General features: G+C 58.0%; 12 protein-coding genes. 3 read left to right on the plus strand and 9 right to left on the minus strand.

Annotated features, from left to right (window positions below; all coding sequences use genetic code 11):
• Window positions 1-92: 92 nt before the first annotated feature.
• The 3 genes from AAIH70_RS26690 to AAIH70_RS26700 are packed head-to-tail and all read right to left on the minus strand — an operon-like array spanning window position 93 to window position 4,139.
• The gene (locus AAIH70_RS26690) at window positions 93-1,574 is read right to left on the minus strand and encodes a glucosamine inositolphosphorylceramide transferase family protein (protein WP_132279984.1); all 1,482 of its coding nucleotides are present in this window, start codon (window positions 1,572-1,574) and stop codon (window positions 93-95) included.
• Window positions 1,564-2,862 (minus strand): lipopolysaccharide biosynthesis protein, encoded by a 1,299-nt coding sequence (locus tag AAIH70_RS26695; protein ID WP_132279988.1) that lies wholly within the window; start codon window positions 2,860-2,862, stop codon window positions 1,564-1,566. Before AAIH70_RS26695 ends, AAIH70_RS26690 begins: the two co-directional genes overlap by 11 nt.
• Window positions 2,859-4,139, minus strand: a complete 1,281-nt coding sequence (locus AAIH70_RS26700; protein WP_348639739.1) for a glycosyltransferase family 4 protein — start codon at window positions 4,137-4,139, stop codon at window positions 2,859-2,861. Before AAIH70_RS26700 ends, AAIH70_RS26695 begins: the two co-directional genes overlap by 4 nt.
• A gap of 34 nt (window positions 4,140-4,173) precedes the next feature.
• On the opposite strand from AAIH70_RS26700, the gene AAIH70_RS26705 reads away from it, so the two are divergent.
• Together AAIH70_RS26705 and AAIH70_RS26710 are read left to right on the plus strand one after the other, a co-directional pair.
• Window positions 4,174-5,337: a DUF1972 domain-containing protein gene (locus AAIH70_RS26705; protein ID WP_132279992.1), complete on the plus strand. Its 1,164-nt coding sequence runs from the start codon at window positions 4,174-4,176 to the stop codon at window positions 5,335-5,337.
• 212 nt (window positions 5,338-5,549) lie between these two features.
• On the plus strand, window positions 5,550-6,602 hold the full coding sequence (locus AAIH70_RS26710) for a glycoside hydrolase family 5 protein (RefSeq protein WP_348639740.1): 1,053 nt from the start codon (window positions 5,550-5,552) through the stop codon (window positions 6,600-6,602).
• Window positions 6,603-6,632: 30 nt separating this feature from the next.
• Here AAIH70_RS26710 and AAIH70_RS26715 read toward each other — a convergent pair whose 3' ends face one another.
• The 4 genes from AAIH70_RS26715 to AAIH70_RS26730 all read right to left on the minus strand — a co-directional run bounded on the left by AAIH70_RS26715 (window position 6,633) and on the right by AAIH70_RS26730 (window position 12,199).
• Window positions 6,633-7,295: a class I SAM-dependent methyltransferase gene (locus tag AAIH70_RS26715; protein WP_132279995.1), complete on the minus strand. Its 663-nt coding sequence runs from the start codon at window positions 7,293-7,295 to the stop codon at window positions 6,633-6,635.
• Between the two features lie 76 nt (window positions 7,296-7,371).
• On the minus strand, window positions 7,372-8,715 hold the full coding sequence (locus tag AAIH70_RS26720) for a VpsF family polysaccharide biosynthesis protein (RefSeq protein ID WP_132279998.1): 1,344 nt from the start codon (window positions 8,713-8,715) through the stop codon (window positions 7,372-7,374).
• A 1-nt stretch (window position 8,716) separates the two neighbouring features.
• Complete coding sequence (locus AAIH70_RS26725; RefSeq protein WP_132280001.1) at window positions 8,717-10,861, minus strand: GNVR domain-containing protein; 2,145 nt, start codon at window positions 10,859-10,861, stop codon at window positions 8,717-8,719.
• 123 nt (window positions 10,862-10,984) lie between these two features.
• Complete coding sequence (locus AAIH70_RS26730) at window positions 10,985-12,199, minus strand: GNAT family N-acetyltransferase (RefSeq protein WP_132280004.1); 1,215 nt, start codon at window positions 12,197-12,199, stop codon at window positions 10,985-10,987.
• Between the two features lie 237 nt (window positions 12,200-12,436).
• Here AAIH70_RS26730 and AAIH70_RS26735 point away from each other — a divergent pair, with 237 nt between their 5' ends.
• The gene (locus AAIH70_RS26735) at window positions 12,437-12,898 is read left to right on the plus strand and encodes a hypothetical protein (RefSeq protein ID WP_430036731.1); all 462 of its coding nucleotides are present in this window, start codon (window positions 12,437-12,439) and stop codon (window positions 12,896-12,898) included.
• A 94-nt stretch (window positions 12,899-12,992) separates the two neighbouring features.
• Here the strand turns inward: AAIH70_RS26735 and recQ are convergent, their stop codons facing one another.
• Window positions 12,993-14,810 carry a DNA helicase RecQ gene (gene recQ / locus AAIH70_RS26740; protein ID WP_132280007.1) on the minus strand — a complete coding sequence of 606 codons (1,818 nt, stop codon included), beginning with the start codon at window positions 14,808-14,810 and terminating at the stop codon, window positions 12,993-12,995.
• 197 nt (window positions 14,811-15,007) lie between these two features.
• Window positions 15,008-16,663, minus strand: coding sequence for an alpha-keto acid decarboxylase family protein (locus AAIH70_RS26745; protein ID WP_430036734.1), 1,656 nt, complete (start codon window positions 16,661-16,663; stop codon window positions 15,008-15,010).
• Window positions 16,664-16,755 lie beyond the last annotated feature (92 nt).

Consider the following 16,755-nt stretch of genomic DNA (forward strand, 5'->3'; position numbering starts at 1 on the left):
AGGGATTGGCTGGCATTAAAAGTGGTTGATCTGGTTGGCTGCATCGGTTTCACCCGATGCCGCCAATTGCCATTTGGCAGATCGTTCACCGCTCATCGCCAACGCGGCGCGTAAGCGGAACCATCGATGAATTCGAACCCACCTGCACTGTTGAGCGTATGTATTCGCTGACCGGACCACTGCTTTCCCGAGGTCAGGCTGGCCAGAAGTGATTGTTCGAAACCATCATGATCAAGCCGTTTCACCTGCGCGATGCCAAGGGCGACGCCATATCCCTTGCGGCAATCCTGCACCGGCCGCAGGAGAGCACCGTCACGCCAGACCATACGGCCGGCCGGGCGCGCCGATGCGATATCGATCAGGACGGGGTTGCCGCGATGCGGCGTCCATGGGCCGCGAAAATCATTCGCCGTCCATATGTGAAGTGCGTCCGAATAGGATCCACCGCCGTCGCGGACGGTCGCAAACATCCACCACTGTCCGAGATTCTCTATCAGCGTCACGTCGCTGGCCGAGATACCGGACAATAGCGTCGCTTCCTTGACCCAGCCGCCGGGAAACGACGTCGCCCTGTAAAGCTCGACTGTTTCGGCCGCACAGGTCTCAGGGATCATCCAGATCTGTCCATCCCGCTCAAAGACAAAAGGATAGGAGAGATGACAGGCATGTTCGAGAACCGGTTCGGGCCGACCGACCGGACCGTCGGCATCGAATGTCACTGCCGAGATGATGCCCTTGGCGGTCGAATACTCGTAGTCCTCGACAAAAAGCGTCGTTTTTCCCTGATGCACGATCGGAAAGGGGTCGGCGTAAAATCTTCTCCCGTCGTCAGCCAGAACCTTCCAGCCGGTGTCCGGATGGGCCTTCAGGTCAAAGAGATCCGGGCCATCCAGGCGCCGCCAGCCCACCCGCCATGAAGGCGCATTGTAGCAAAGGTGGTAGAGGTGCTGAACCACCCGCTGGGCCAGCTTTTTCGATGCCAGAACGCCTATGTTCCGCGCCGACAATCGATCCAGGCGGGGACGGGTCTGCGGACCAAGGTCCGGCAATGCAGCGGCGGGGGCTCCAGACAGTGCGGCGATCAGCATCGTGGTCGTGCGATCGAGCATGTCGCTGAAACTGGCTAACACCACACCGCCGTGTTCTGTGCCAAGGCGGGCGGCACGTATGATGTGAGCGTTTTCCGATATCTCTGCCGTGGGTGTTTCCCGGTCAACGAGCAGGGATAGAAGTGCTGCCTCTCCGGAGGCTCCGTTGAAGGAGATTGTCCATACCCGGCCTTCGTCCGGCATCATGTCGCCGCAGAGATCGATGACGAGATCGATCGGCTCTTCATGGGCAGTCTCGAAACTGGCGATCTGCGACCTGTCGATCGTTCTGGCAGACAGTCGGGACGACAGGCCGAACAGAAGCGTCTCCAGCTTGAAAAGCATTTCCAGCGAGCCGGGCAGTGCCGGCGACGAAGGACGGGCGTCGATCGACACGCGGACAGCCGGCAGCGCTTGCAGGCGTTCGGCAAGCGCCACATGCCATTGCCGAAGATGATTGCCATCGAAACGCAGGCTAATATGCATGCCGCTTACCCTGTTCTTGCTCACCGGACGTGTCTTGCCTGCCGGACCTGTCTGCCAGATCAAGCTTGCGTTTCATCGCCAGCCAGCACGCCAGACAGACGATGCTTTCGGAGACTGCCGCACCGGCAAGTGCGATCGACGGAGACGCCACGACAAGGATCGCCAGAATGGCGGCGAGCCCTACGAGCGCGGCACTGAAATTGATCATGGCCAGTGTCCAGAAGTCGTTGAGAACCTCCAGAACAAGGCGCGGAATGCTGTAGACCATGATCATCGCGAATATGATCAACGCAGGCACACCGGTCGAACCAATCTCAAGCCCTGCCAGAGATTGCGCCTTGAGATGGGGCGCAAGGGCGAAGACGGCCACCCCATACACGATCGCCCCTGCCCCCATGACCAGCGACCAAAATCGCGCCTGACCCCACACACGACCGATCTCCCTCTGCGCCACCAGCGCGGACAGTTCCGGCTGCATCATGTTGTCGAAAGCGGTGGCGATGATGCGCAAAGGTGCAAACAGCGACAATACGGCAGCGATCGGCGCAAAAGCCGCCGGCCCCGCAACAGCCGTGACCATCAGTGCCGTGCATTGCCCTTGGGCCAGTATAGTCGTCACGCTGAAGGCGGACCATTTCAGTTGAGGCCACAGGCCGACATACCGTCTTCTGACCGCAGGTCTCAACGTGATACGGACCGGGCGCCGTGCCAATGCCAGAAGAACGACGATCGCAAGCCCATTTGCAAAAGCCAATGCGTCGAAGACATTGCCGAGGATATCGCCGCCCTGCCAGGCCGCAATGGCAGTGGCGGCAATGCCCACAGCCGTAAAACAGGTATCGCTCCAGCTGACGATGACGGAACGTCGCTGGGCGAAGTAGGACGTGCGCAGGTAGTTTCGCAACGACCAGAGGCCGACGAACAGTCCACCGGCAATCATGCTGTCGATCTGCCAAGCGTATAGAAGTCCGGCAACCGGCACTGCCATGCCCATGGCCAGAAAGAAGGCAACAGACCCGAATGTCACATCATAGGCATGCGCCTTTCTGGGCGACATGGTCCTACCGATCCAGATGCTGGCAGGCATGCCGCAGAGAGACCGAATGAATGCGATGCCGGCTCCGCCCATCACCATGCTGATGGCAAACACGCCGTAGTCATACGGTGCCAGCACATGGAGCATGTAGATATTGAGGGCGAAATGGAAGCCGCTCTGGATCGCCTCGCCGCCGACCATCAGAACAAGTCTTCGGCCGCGGGAAAACAATGAGTTAGAAACGATCATCATGTTTCACAAGTGCCGGGCTTGTCTAACGCCCCGGTCAAAACAACCGCCTTCTGGTGCCGGGCTGAAACGAGAGCGGCGATCGCCTTCGTGGACGCGGAATGACTGAACATGCTCTCGTAACGCAGGCGTCCGTTCTCGACGAAACCACGCCACAGGTCGGGCTCCGACGCGATGGCTTGCAGCTGAGCCGCCAAAGCCGCCGGGTCTGCCGGCGGCACCAGCCAGCCTGTTCGTTGATGCTCGACGACTTCCATCAAACCACCGATCGCCGAGACAACCGGTGGCCGCCCATATGCCATGGCCTCGATGGCGACCCGCCCGAGAGATTCCGGACGCCGCGACGGCACCACAACGATATCGGCCCAGCGATAATGCTCGGACGGGTCATCCGTAAACGGCAGCATGGAAACCTGCTGGCCCAGCTTCATCTGCGCGATCTGCGCTTTCAAGGCCTGCTCGGGCTCGTCGTTTTCGAAGGCGCTGCCCACCATGCGAATGTCGATGCGCGCCTGCCACGCGGCATCCATCATCGAAATGGCTTCGAGGAGAACCTCCTGGCCCTTGATCCGGTTCACCCGGCCGAGCATGAGAACACGCAAGCGCCGCTGGCCATCATAGGTCATGGGCTGCGCCTCGGCGGGGCCGGCAACACCGTTATAGATGACGCTGCTGCGCATTGTCGCCGGCAGGTCGAACGCCAGACGGGTCGCATTGGAGTTGAAGATGATCTCGGCGCGGCTCCATCGCATCAGGGCGCGTAAAACCTTGAGCGCCAGTCCCTCCGGTATTTCGTGGATGTGAAGCACGGCCTTGTTGCCAACGAACCGCGCGGCAATTGCGTAATCAATGATGATCGACGTGTTGACATAGACCAGATCGAAGCCTCTCAGGCGCCGGATGGCGCGCATGACCGCGACCGGCAGCCTTGCCAGATCAACCGTCAGCAGACGAGGCAGTGCCTTGCGCCGCAAAATCCACAAAGGCTCGAATACGATCCGCGTGGCGACATCGCGCAAAAGCTCGGTGATTGGACCGTCACGCGGAAGGACGACCTCGATTTCAGCGGAGGGATATAGCAATCGTAAGCTCTCGACGCTTTCTACAAAACTCCGATCGGAGCCATACAGCTCGTAGCCCTGATGAATACAGGCAATTCGCATGATGGGTCTCCCTCCACGTATTAATAGAATATTGGCAATGTCTTTAAGAGGCATAGCAAGAATTGTGCCTGGCACGCTCCTTGCAATCATTGAGTAATAACAAAGGCGATATGTCATTGTTAGACATAATGAAAGGTGGGGGCCTGACTATATGTATCATTACAAGCCATCTATACTCATTTTGGGAACTCGGGGCATTCCGGCAGCGCATGGCGGCTTCGAGACTTTCGCAGAAAAATTTGCACTTTTCCTTGTCGAATCCGGTTGGAATGTCGGTGTCTATTGCCAGCACGAGGTTACAACCGTAACCGAGCGCGTGCGTAGCGAAATGTGGCACGGCATCGAACTCATCCATATCGAAGTCGCGTCCAAAGGGGCGCGGGCGACGCTGGAGTTCGACATGCATTGCGCATTGCACGCTGCACGTCGAGACAGCGTCAACCTCGTTCTAGGATACAATGGCGCGATTTTCCTGCCCTATCTTCGTCTGATGGGACGCAAGATCATTACCAATATGGATGGCATCGAATGGCGTCGTCCCAAATGGAGCTATCCTGTCAAGGCGTGGTTCTGGCTGAACGAATGGATCGCCGCATGGTCATCAAACCGGCTCGTCGCCGACCATCCGGAAATCGCCAGCCATCTGGCGACACGCCGGCCGTCCAAGAATATCGTGACGATCCCTTATGGCGGCGTGCCCGTTACCAAAGCCTCGGATCAGCCGGTGCGAGAGCTTGGGCTTGAACCCGGCAGTTACCTCATCTCGATCGCCAGGATAGAACCGGACAACAATATTCTCACTCTGGTCACGGCATTTTCGAAACGGCGGCGAAACGCCAGACTTGTCATTCTCGGCAACTTCGTCGCGGGCAATGCCTATCATGATGCCGTCAAGCGCGCTGCCAGTGATGAGGTGGTGTTTCCGGGCGCAATCTACGATCCGCAGGTGGTCGAAGCGTTGCGGTTTCACGCGAGAGCCTATGTTCACGGCCATACCGTTGGAGGAACAAACCCTTCGCTGGTGGAATCACTGGCGGCCGGAAACATGGTGGTGGCCCATGACAACCGCTACAATCGATGGACCGCTGGGTCGGCAGCCGTCTATTTTTCCGACGTCGACAGTTGCGACTTATCGTTGTCGCAAGCTCTCGCGGACGACCTTCTCGTCAAACGCTGCGCTGCTGCGGCGCGCGAGCGCGCGGCAGCCGTATTCCGGTGGGAGGACATATTGGGCACCTACAAACGGGAATGCCTGAGCTTGTCGGGCAAAAAGGACGTTCTGCCGGTGCGCAAAAGAACTGCGGACGTTACGTGATCAACCGGCACCGCCGCAGTTTTCTCGGCCAGGCGTCGTCTGCGGCCGCCCTTTCCTTGATGGGCGGGGCGAACGTCGCTGCGACAACGACTGAGGGAAGACACGCGGGGTTTCGCCGGGGGATCAATGTCTTTCCGTGGTTTTCGCTGACACGCGAATTCCCGGCGCCCAGCAGAGATTACGACTGGCCTCCGTTCCAAACGGAGCGTCCGGTGCCGACGCGCGCCGATCTCGTGCGTTTGAAAACATGCGGTCTGGACTTCATTCGCCTGCCCGTTGATCCCGGCCCGTTTCTCGCGATGAAACCGCAACAGGTTGCCCGGCTTTCGGACATGCTGGTGGACGCTGTCGACATGGCGATGGATACGGGATTACGGGTCATCGTCAATTTCAGCCCGAACACTGCAACGCACTACTGGTACCCGCAGAACCTGATATCGGGGCCGGATGCGCCGGGCTTCGAGGCCTATCTGAAACTGATCGGCACATGGTCGAAGCTTTTGGGCCAGCGCGCCCCCGGACGTGTTGCGTTGGAATGTGTCAATGAGCCGCCGCAATCATGCACATCGGCGGTCTGGGACAAGACACAGACAGCTTTCCTGACCGCCGCACGTTCCGCCTCACCTGATCTGATGCTGATCGCGACGGGTGCTTGCGGCAGCATGATCTCCGGCCTTTCTACCCTCGACCCGCGTCCTATGGAGGCATTTCAGCCCCTCATCTACACCTTTCATTTTTACGAGCCCTATGTCTTCAGCCATCAGGGCGCGCCGTGGATTGGCGAGCCGCTCTATCGTTATCTCAATTCCGTTCCCTGGCCGGGCTCGGCTGGTTCCCTTGAAGAAACCCTTGCGGCGGTGAGAGTGCGCATCGCTCAGGACACGACATCTCCCGAGCGGGACAAGAAAGACGCCTATCGCGAGGCAGAACGTGTGCTGAAAGACTATTTCGATGGATTGCCCGACCGGAATTTTGTCGACGGATACATGTCCGAGGTCGCAAACTGGGGACGACGGCACGGCATTGCTGCCGATCGCATTCTGATGGGCGAATTCGGTGCGCTGAAAAGCGATCACCGTTACGTCGCCGCGCATGCGGCAGACAGGGCGCGTTATATCAGGGACGTCAGACTGAGTGCCGAAAAGGCAGGCTTGCCATGGGCATTCTGGAACCTGTTTGATGGCATGGGATTGATGGACGACACCACGCGCGCGCTCGATCCCGCGATACTGGATGCTCTTGGCCTCGCCTCACCCACGCCGTAACTGGTTCTGGCGGCACTACGACGCTGCGGCTCAGGCCTGCGGCGCCAGATTGACCAGCGTATAGGATTTTGTCAGACCAAGCAGTCGTTCGGGCACGAGCGTGGCTTCCGGGGCGTAGCCTTTCAGCTCTTTCGCCGACAGAAGATGAACCTCGTCGAAATAGGCGTCCAGCTTCTGCGGCGTGGCTTTCGACAGGATCGCATAGAGACTTATGCGAACGAGTTTTCGGCCGATGGCTCTTGGGAGCCAATGAACGAAGGGCATGACGAAATGCGGTTCGACCGGAAAATAATATGACGGTGTCTGAACAAAATAGGTTCGTCCGGTGCGCCTGATCTCGTTGACGAGGTTTTGGCGAAGCGCCGGCGGCACATGCTCGATCACGGAGTTACAGAAGACCACGTCGAAGTGATCGTCCGGATAAGGTATCTTGATGCCGTCGTAGATCTCGATTTTCAGATTGGGCAGCAGGTTGGAATAGCTGACGGCCTGACCATCATCTTCGACATTCAGCACCGTCAGGCTTTTCGGCTCCATCAGTCCGATCATCTTTTCCCAGTAATGCCGAGAGCCGCCAAGATCGAGAACGGAGGCATTGCTGAAATCCGGGTAGAGCTGCAGGATCTGTCTGGCGCGTTTTCTGCGCATGTAACGGCTGATGGGATGAACAAAGCTTGCCCACAGGTTCGTCATTCTTTGCTCCCCCTTTTTAGTGATGATCGAAAACCGGATATACCCCGGCAGTACTGTCGTTGATTGAGCCGCAAATTCAAGTTTGCCGGGGGCCGAACCCGGAGTTTCTGGCCATCTGGTTAACGGGCCGCGGCTGCCGCTCCGAGCCCGGATAGTAGAGACACAGGATGATGAAGCAGAATTTGCTCAACAGGGTCGTCTTGGACGAGATCGTCTCGGCGGACATCATCACCAGCAGCCATACGGCCATCGGCAACCATGTGCCGGGCAGGCATCGCCGTGTCAGTTCATACATGAAAATGGCAAAACCCAGCGCCATCAGCAGGGTGATGAAGGCGCCCTGATAGAGGGTCATGCGGATGATCGGGTTTTCGATACCCCATTCGAGGCCGTGCATTCTGCGCACGGTATCGAGCAGATCGAGGTCCGGGCCGACGATCAGCTCGTGAAGAGTGAAATACTGAAACAGCTCCAGCATCTCGATGCGAGAATTGGCACTGCCGCCATCGGACAGGAACCGTTCAAGCAACGCATCAAAAAAACCGTAGGCTGCCAGACCGCCCAGAACGACCGGAGACAGCGCGACCAGCATGATGGTGACCGCTGCCGCCGGCAGACTGACCCGGCGATGGCGCAGGGTGCGATAGGCACGGCTTATACAGTAGGCGCTACCGAAAACGATGATGGCCACCATCGCCGTTCTTCCACCAAAGGCGACAAGTGCCGCACCTTGGAGAGCGATCAGCGCGAACCGCAGACCATTGGGGAGGCTTCGCGCGCCACTCAGCAATGCCGCGACGTAACACGCCGTGACAGCGGCATTGGTCAACGGATGGCCATGAAATGCCGATGAACGCAGGTCCGTTTCGAAGGCCTGCCCGTCGAGCCGAAACGGGAAAAGCAGGTGCTTGGTCGCGAACTCGAACAGCGCCAGCAGCGCGTTGAGCGTCATCATCACATGCAGAAGCTTTTCGAGCCTTGCCATCAGCGCCCTGTCCGCATCGGCAAGCAGGAGAACCAGGAAGGTCGCGCCGAGATAGGTATCGACAAGACCCGCCATATTGGGGCGTTGCCTCAGGATCACAAAAAGCAGAACCATTGCGGCGATGCCGGCCATGAAGGCTGCACCGGGCCGCTGGTTTGCCAAATGAACACAGAAGCCTATCGGATTTCCATAAACACAGCTGCGCCAGGCGAGAATGAGAAAGACCAGATATGTGGCGGGATGGATCTTGCTGATGGCGCCGCCGGTGAGGCCCTCATAATTGTAACCCAGCACCCAGAGCATGCCACCCGAAACCATGAACAGCATGACCACTGCGGCGGTCAGTCCATATCGGCTGATCATATCGATACGAGCAACGACGGGTTCCGCGACCAACCGTTTACGTTCAACGAGACGGTTTGAAGGAGGGGCCATGTCAGCCCCTCAGGCCTGCATCGATCAGCAGGGAGCCGGTCAGCGGCGCGCCCATGATCACCATCGATTGGGCCATTGAGACTGCGTTGCTCAACGGGGTTACGTTCAGCTCGGCGATCAGCAAAACCTCGCTCGCAAGTTCCGCAAGCGGAATGGCCCTGAGGTTCTCGGACAGGTTTCCGCCATCGATAACGACAGCATCGAACATGCGTGATGCCCGGCGCAGCATCGTTCGACTGGCGATACCTATGGTTTTTTCGTTGAGCAGATCGTGAACCTGGCCACGCCCCATATAGGCAATGTTCTTGCCGAAACGGAAATGGATCACGTCGTCAAAATCGGCGTTTCCGGCCAGAACATCCGTCAGGCCCGGATCACGCGCGCCGACGCTCATATTGGCGTCGACGATGAGGATCCGCTCGCCGCGCGCAGCAAACGCCGCACCGAAAAGGCCGGCGATACGCATTCTGTGATCTTCATCCTCAGATCGCGACGTCAGCACGATTGCAGGTGCCATGCCGCCATGCGATTGCCAGCGCTCGGAATCGACAATGCTGCGCAGCGCAAGCCCGATCACACCATCGGTCTTCGGACTACCGGTCATCATCTGTTCGGCGCCGTCTTTGGCCTTCGCGCGACGGACGCGGCGCCTGCCGGCACCACCACCGCCCGGCACAATGCCAAGCAGCGGAATATTCAACGCGGATCGGAGTTGACCGCCCGAAAGGATCGTTGGCGAATTGTATTCCGCAAGCAGCGCCAAACCCGCGCCAAGTCCCAGCCCGCCACACATTGCCCCCGCCAGCAGGAATGACAGTGGCGGCCAGCTTTTGCGCTGCGCCGGCATGGCCTGCGTAATGATCCGCGCATTCGTGGTGTCGACATGGACCTGCTCTCGGGTCTCCTGCACACGCGTCAGATAATTGGCATAGATCGAGCGCACGGCTTCCAGATCCCGCTCAAGTTCGCGCAGCCGCACCGATGCCTGCGAGGTCGAGAACGACTGGCCCTTGAGCCCGCCAACCTTGGCGGCAAGGGTTTTCTCATTCGAGACGGCACGCTCATAATCCGCAATCGCAGACGCTTCGATGCGCGAAAGCTCCTGCGTGATGAGAGTTTGCAAGTTCCGCATTTGCGACTGGGCTGTCAGCATTGCGGGATGGCGGGGACCGAGTTGCGCTTCCAGGCTGGTCGCCCGGTTTTCAAGCGTCGCCTGATGGGCACGCAATTGCGTGAGCACATCGGATTGCATCGCTTCCGCCGCGACGTTTGCGGACGTCCCCTGCTCGCGATACATTCGGATCTGGTCAACGCGTGCCTTGAGGGCAACGGTGTTGCTTTGCGCCAGCGCCAATTGCGTGTTGATCTCGGTCAGATCCTGATCGCTCAGCAAGCGCCCGGATGTCATGACCATGTTATTGTCGAGCTTGTATCGCTCGACCGCATTTTCCGCGGTCTCGACCTGGCGGCGCTGTTCCTCGAGCCTTGCCGACAGGGCGGACGAGGCTTCGCTGGCGGATTGGGATCGTGCCTCCGCCTGATCTGCGAGGTACGCGCTTGCAATCGCATTGGCGAGCATCGCCGATTTGGCCGGACTTTTCGTCGTAACCATAATGTCGATCACGAGAACCTTGTCATTGCGCTTCACCGACATTTTTCGGCGTAAAGTATCCAGCGTTTTGACCGTGGCGACATCGCTTCCCACAACCTGCCGGTCTTCATCACTCAAGGCTTCGACATTGCCCCCGGATGCACCGAGCAATCCGGCAGAGTTGAACTCCGGATCACGCGTCAAATCCGTGGCCTTGATGGCCCGCAACAGCACATTGGTCGACTGTGCGACCGTGACCTGACTTTCGACCTGCGCAATGCCGCCATCCGGCGAAATGCTGCTGGGGTTTATGTCGTTGGTGATGACCTGCCGGTCGCGAGGGTCGATGATGATTTGCGCCGTGGAGCTGAACAGTGCCGGCGTGAGCAGGCCATAAAGCATCACTGCCAGCGTCAGCAAAGCGGCAGTGCCAAGGATCAGGCCACGACGATGCAGCAATATGGATTTGAGATCGCCCAGCTCGACAGTCGATCCACCATCGAAACTTTGGTCCGGCTGATATGGCTTGGAAGCGACATGCAAAACATTGGACATAAAAATTCCTAACGCATGTCAGGCTCGATCATACAATCCTGAGTTATTGCTCAGATGTCTAAATTTTCTGTCTACTGTATGAGGCCAAATGCTGCCGATGTGTCATTTGAAGCCATCGCTTCTTTACACTTCAGGTTTGCTTCGCGAGCGGCGCATTCGGCGAACAAACTGCACGCATGACCGTAGTCGATTGAACAGGGCAGGATTATTTTTCAGCGTCCGCTTCGTGGCCGACAAGGCATGCAAGATCACGATGGCCGAGCGCCCCTTGACGGTGAGCCCTTGCCACAAGGCGTAGCGCTCCTGTCGTTGTCCGCCAAAGCCGGTCTTGTAAGACAGCTCTCCAACAGAAAAATCGATGACCTTCAAATCCTGCTGCCGCGACCACTGGATTACGCGTGCGATGATTGCCATGCCGGGCGAACATGCTTGCCAAGGGCCACCTGCCATCGTCATGATGGTCAGGCAAAAACTGCGGCCGTCGACAAGGCCGTATGTGGTGGCAATGCATTCGTCGCCGACAAAAAGTCCGAAAACGCGGGCTGGCCCCTTCCCTTCCAGACCGGCAACCGCGGCACTCCTGTAGAAGGCCTGAACGTCCGGCCGCGTCAGAAGATCGACCCGACCCATCTCCTGAAAGCGCTGCAGACGTTGTGAAATCATTGCCGGGATCAGGACGTCCAGCTCGGCCTTCGTGGTCGCCGCGACAAACCGCGCCTCACCGATCTCGGCTATTCGTCGACTGGAGGTTTTCAGGATGCGGCGCGTCTGATTGTTGACGATACGATCAACCACCGTCTCGAATGCGCCATCGATCGGTGCCTCGAAACTCGGTGATATGCTGACATGGACATCAGGGAGCGACAGGAGCGGATTGGCGGCCTCGCCGACTTTACTAATGATCTGGTCCAAGCGAATGAAATCAGCTTTCGGGAGAACAGAAAGGATTGCCTCCCATAAGGCTGGGCCGACATCGGCTGGAAAAACATAGTCGGGGGCAAGCAGCGGCGCAGTGATATCGCAGACCCCGAGCCCGAAATATTCAACGACGCTGTAGCCGCTTTTCTTTCGCAACACGAAAGGCAGCAACATCACCGGCGCTTCGACACGCGGATCGGTGATCTCGACAACAAAGGGAAGGGTGTCCGACCCTGTCGCCAGATTTGCCCGGACCTGCTCAGCCCAGTCATATTGCTGGAATAGGCTGACCCAGCCTCGATCCTCCATATGCCGCCAGAGCTGCTCAACCTCGGCGAAATCATCGTATCGGCGCGCCGTAAATCCTTCGGCGCTCGATGCCTTTGGCGAAACATGTCGATGAGGCTGTATAGCGATCATATCCTGCTCCACGAAGAATTCATCGCGTATGAATTACGGCGCCTTTGATGACAAATGATGAAGAGCGAGACGAAATACTTGCGGTCATAGCAGTTCGGCCAACAGAGAAAATCTCGTACACAGTGAGGTTGGCTCAGGCATTTCAAAGGGAATTGCAACCAATGGCGAATGGGGGAGTTTGGTCCGTACGGCACCATTCACATGCCTGAACACATGACCCGAAAAGGATCCACGCACATGGACGACTTGAAGGAATTCGCCAGAAGCTCGAACGGCGACAGTTGGTTGCTTGAGCAGCAACACGGCTCTCGTGACGCCATCGTCGTCCATCGCGGCAACCCGCCTTCCGGTGGACACGAAACCCGTATGCCCGCGCAGGTGTTTCTCGACCGCAGGCCCGCAACACCGGAGCAGGATGCATTGCGCCGCATTCTCAGTGAAACCGCTCACACACCTCAGTCACAGCACGACGACGAAACGCGCGAAGATGGCAAGACGCCATCTCTTCTGCTGGCAGAGGAATATATCCGGTTGGGCGGCAAACGGCGCGCGAAAGTCGATGACAACATCGTCAGCACACGTGACTGGGAAGGCGACACACAGGAAGCTGCCGCTTTCTGGAATGAAAAAATCCAGCCGCTGGAAGACAAGAGCCGACGGGAAGTGGAGTTACATCTTCCATCAATCAGCGACGTCTAGCGGGCGAGACTCGACAGGTGTTTCGGTTGAGACAGAGGTGTGACAACTCCGGCTTCTAAAGCTGCTCCAAACGGAGAAGTGCTGAAACCCGCAGCTATTCAGAAATGGCGGCCAGAAAATCGTCGCCGTAACGCTTGAACTTTGTTTCTCCCACGCCCGCGATACCGAGCATTTCGCGCTCGTTCGTCGGGCGCTCTCGTGCAAAGGCCACCAGCGTCGTGTCCGGGAAAACCATGTAGGGCGCGATGCCGGCGTCTTTCGCGATCTCCAGACGAAGCTGCCGCAGGCGTTCGAACAAAACGGCCTCAACCTCCGAAAGACCGGCTCTGCTATTTGCACCCGCGCTCGATCCTCTTGCGGCCTTGCGATCGGCGCGCGTCTTGTCCCTGCGGAAGATCACCTGACACCGCTTCTTGAAAACGTCGGCAGCGCTTTCGCGCAATATCACCGCGCCAAAATTGCCGTGGTCGATACCGATGTGATCGAATGCCAGCAATTGCCGGAAAACCGATTGCCATGTCTGCACCGAATGGTCACGACCGACCCCAAAAACCGGGAATTCGGTATGGCCGAATTTCTGCGTCTTTTCGGTAACCTTTCCGATCAGAACATCGATGAGATGTCCGGTGCCGAACCGTTCGCCGGTCCTGTAGACGGCGGCGAGCGCCTTGATCGCCGCATCCGTGCCGTCCCACTGTTCGACCGGTTGCCGACACGTATCGCAATTGCCGCAGGCCTGCCCATAACGTTCACCGAAGTGGGACAGGATGGCTGTGCGCCGGCATCCCGCGGTTTCGCATATGGCCAGCAATGCATTCAGTTTGGACCGTTCGATGCGCTTGGTCTCATCGGAGGATTCGGCATTCTCCTCGATCATCCGGTGCCGCTGGACGATATCCTGCATGCTGTAGGTCATGAAGGTCGAGGACGGCAGGCCATCACGACCCGCGCGGCCTGTTTCCTGGTAATAACCTTCGACGGAAGACGGCAGATCGAGATGCGCGACATAACGGACATTGGGCTTGTTGATACCCATGCCGAACGCCACCGTGGCCACGAGGCAAAGCCCTTCCTCCATGCGGAATGCTTCCTGCACCTCTGTCTTGAGGGCGGGATCCATGCGAGCGTGATAATAGCGGGCCCGGAACCCTTGGTCATTCAGCCAGTTGCAGGTCTCCTCCACCTTGTTGCGTGAAAGGCAGTAGACGATACCGCTCTCGCCCTTGAATTTGTTCAGAAACTCCAGCAACTGCGCGCGCCCGTTCGAGCGCTCCACGATTTCGTAATAGATATTGGGGCGATCAAAACTATCGACAAACACCTGCGCATCGCCGAGATCGAGCAGCCTGATGATATCCTCGCGCGTATGCGGATCGGCGGTCGCCGTCAGGGCAATCCTCGGCACACCGGGGAAAAGTGCTTTCAGGCTGCCAAGCCCGAGATAGTCCTTGCGGAAATTATTGCCCCAGGTGCTGACGCAGTGACATTCGTCGACGCATATCAGCGAAACCTTCACCCGGCCAAGCATGGTCTGGAATGACGGCAGGACGATACGCTCGGGCGTTACATAAAGCAGCTTCAAGCTGCCGGCATGCAGCTGTTGCCGCACCTCGCTGTTCTGTTCGTCCGTCTGCCCCGAAGAGAGGCAACCGGCCGCAACACCGAGCGCTTTCAGATCCTCCACCTGATCATGCATCAGCGCCACAAGAGGCGACACGACGATGGTCAATCCATCGAGGCAAAGCGCCGGGATCTGGAAGCACAGGGATTTTCCCTTGCCCGTCGGAAACAGGACAAGCGCATCGCCGCCGCGCAGGACAGTGTCGATAACCGCCTCCTGCTGTCCGCGAAAGGTCTTGTAGCCCCATACTTTTTCGAGTGCGTCTTTGGGGTGGGCATAAAGGCTTTGCATCAGGCTCTCATTTCGGCGGACGTCAACGGCGCTGTTCAGCGCGTGCAGTCATCAGAAATTCAGGTCGGCGGGCGAAGATTCGCCGCCATGAGGATCATGTTACTGATCTACAGCGCCCATACATCTGTTGCAAATCCAGAACGGCCGGTTTGACACCCGACGGCTGCGAAAAACCGGAAAACGGGAAGGCGTTACGACTAATTCTCCTTCCACCTTGCATTATCGGGAATTGACCAGCTTGGCACCACTACCTGTATGATTGAAGGGCTATCGAGATTGGCCAGCGCTCCGATGACCGCATCCTTGAGGTCGCCGTAGGTGCGCGCCTCCCATCCCTTGCAACCGAAGACATCGGCAAGCTTGCTGTAATTCCAGCGATGGAGGATGCAGGATTTGTGGAACGGCTTCTTCGTCGCGAAGACCGATGCATCGGCGAGCCACTGCTCGACGCCATAAACCCCGTTGTCGATGACGAAGATGATCGGGTTGAGGCCGAAACGGGTTTGTGTCGACAGGCATTGCGCAGTCATCTGGAAACCGCCATCGCCGGAAAACACGACCACGCGCTGGGACGCGTCTTTCGCAAGACTGGCGCCGGTAGCAGCCGCCGCCATGTAACCGATCGTCGAATAGGAGGACTGGACGATGAAGCCGCCGGGCGTGCCGATCTTGAGCAGCATGCTTCCGAAATAATTCAGGCTGGCATCGCTTCCGATGGTCATGTTCGAATCGATGTAATACCGGATAAAATCGTAGAAACCCTGATACGAGATTTCGTCCGTCAGGCTGCCGGGCACCGGCTCGGGAAACACATATTCCGGCAACGGGTCGCTTCTGCATTGTATCGGCGCCTGAAGCAGACCGTCGATCAGATCCGCCAGTGAAACCTGCGCATTAAAAACGGCACCAAATTTGAACGTGTCGAAGGATGCAAAAGCGGTCTTGGCGAAATCGATCGGCCAGCCGAGGTCGTTTATGTCGGTCAGCCAGACACCGAGGCCCAGCGCGAAATCGGATTTTTTCATCAACTCCTGCACGGCAGGCGATGAAGATCGCCCGTCGAACACGCCGGCAAACTGGGCATCGTTTTCCGACAGGACAGCCTTGCTCATAAACTCGGTGACATAGGGGATATGCAACTTCTGCATCAGTTTCTCGACTTCTGCCTGAAGCCCGAAGCGATCGATCTCTATCCCGATCCACAGCAGCGGATTGGACGCCTGCCGCAGGCTTTCGCCGATCTGCGCGATGGTCTGGGACAGGCTGTCCGGGTCGGAAATAACGGGGGCCGCCGTCAAAGTGCCGAGAGGCTGCGGGCAGGCCAGGTCCACCATATCCTCGAGCAGTTCGATATAGACGGGACGCCGCTGGGTTATGCATTGGGTCAGCGCGTAATCGATCTGCATGGGGGCGATCTGCGGACTATCGATCCTCACCGCAGCGGCGGTGATATACTCGAAAACCTGCAGATCTGTCAGGTGGTTGGTGATGAAGTGATGGGCGCTGTAGCCGGTTTGCTCGAAGGTAAGGGCCTTCTTGATGCTCGGCGCGCCGGCAATCAGAACGACAGGTACTTTCTCGACAAAGGCGCCCGCGATTGCATTGGTCGCAGACAACGAACCCGCGGAATAGGTGACGCACAAGGCACCAATGCCCTTGAGGCGGGCATAACCATCGGCGGCATAACCGCCGTTAAGCTCGTTGACCTCCTGGATGACCTGGATGCCGCCTTGCTCGACATAGTTATCCACCCATTCGATCGAATAGTCGCCGGCGATGGAAAACAGATGCTGCAGACCGAGCTGATGAAGTCTGTCGACCAGATAATTTCCCACTGTATATGTATCGGTCATGCCCGCCTGCTCCTCTTCTTGAAAAGATGAAAGACATCAGCGGGCAGCGCTCCCTCATGGACACCCGCCACGCCCGTAATCTTCTGTATGTT

The sequence above is a fragment of the Neorhizobium sp. BT27B genome, assembly GCF_050455485.1.
In the GTDB taxonomy this organism is placed as follows: Bacteria; Pseudomonadota; Alphaproteobacteria; order Rhizobiales; family Rhizobiaceae; genus Neorhizobium.

What these genes read in the sequence shown, in the direction of transcription:
- AAIH70_RS26690 (WP_132279984.1), bottom strand. Translation starts at nt 1,574, where the DNA reads ATGCATATTAGCCTGCGTTTCGATGGCAATCATCTTCGGCAATGGCAT.
- AAIH70_RS26695 (WP_132279988.1), bottom strand. Translation starts at nt 2,862, where the DNA reads ATGATGATCGTTTCTAACTCATTGTTTTCCCGCGGCCGAAGACTTGTT.
- AAIH70_RS26700 (WP_348639739.1), bottom strand. Translation starts at nt 4,139, where the DNA reads ATGACATATCGCCTTTGTTATTACTCAATGATTGCAAGGAGCGTGCCA.
- AAIH70_RS26705 (WP_132279992.1), top strand. Translation starts at nt 4,174, where the DNA reads ATGTATCATTACAAGCCATCTATACTCATTTTGGGAACTCGGGGCATT.
- AAIH70_RS26715 (WP_132279995.1), bottom strand. Translation starts at nt 7,295, where the DNA reads ATGACGAACCTGTGGGCAAGCTTTGTTCATCCCATCAGCCGTTACATG.
- AAIH70_RS26720 (WP_132279998.1), bottom strand. Translation starts at nt 8,715, where the DNA reads ATGGCCCCTCCTTCAAACCGTCTCGTTGAACGTAAACGGTTGGTCGCG.
- AAIH70_RS26725 (WP_132280001.1), bottom strand. Translation starts at nt 10,861, where the DNA reads ATGTCCAATGTTTTGCATGTCGCTTCCAAGCCATATCAGCCGGACCAA.
- AAIH70_RS26730 (WP_132280004.1), bottom strand. Translation starts at nt 12,199, where the DNA reads ATGATCGCTATACAGCCTCATCGACATGTTTCGCCAAAGGCATCGAGC.
- AAIH70_RS26735 (WP_430036731.1), top strand. Translation starts at nt 12,437, where the DNA reads ATGGACGACTTGAAGGAATTCGCCAGAAGCTCGAACGGCGACAGTTGG.
- recQ (WP_132280007.1), bottom strand. Translation starts at nt 14,810, where the DNA reads ATGCAAAGCCTTTATGCCCACCCCAAAGACGCACTCGAAAAAGTATGG.
- AAIH70_RS26745 (WP_430036734.1), bottom strand. Translation starts at nt 16,663, where the DNA reads ATGACCGATACATATACAGTGGGAAATTATCTGGTCGACAGACTTCAT.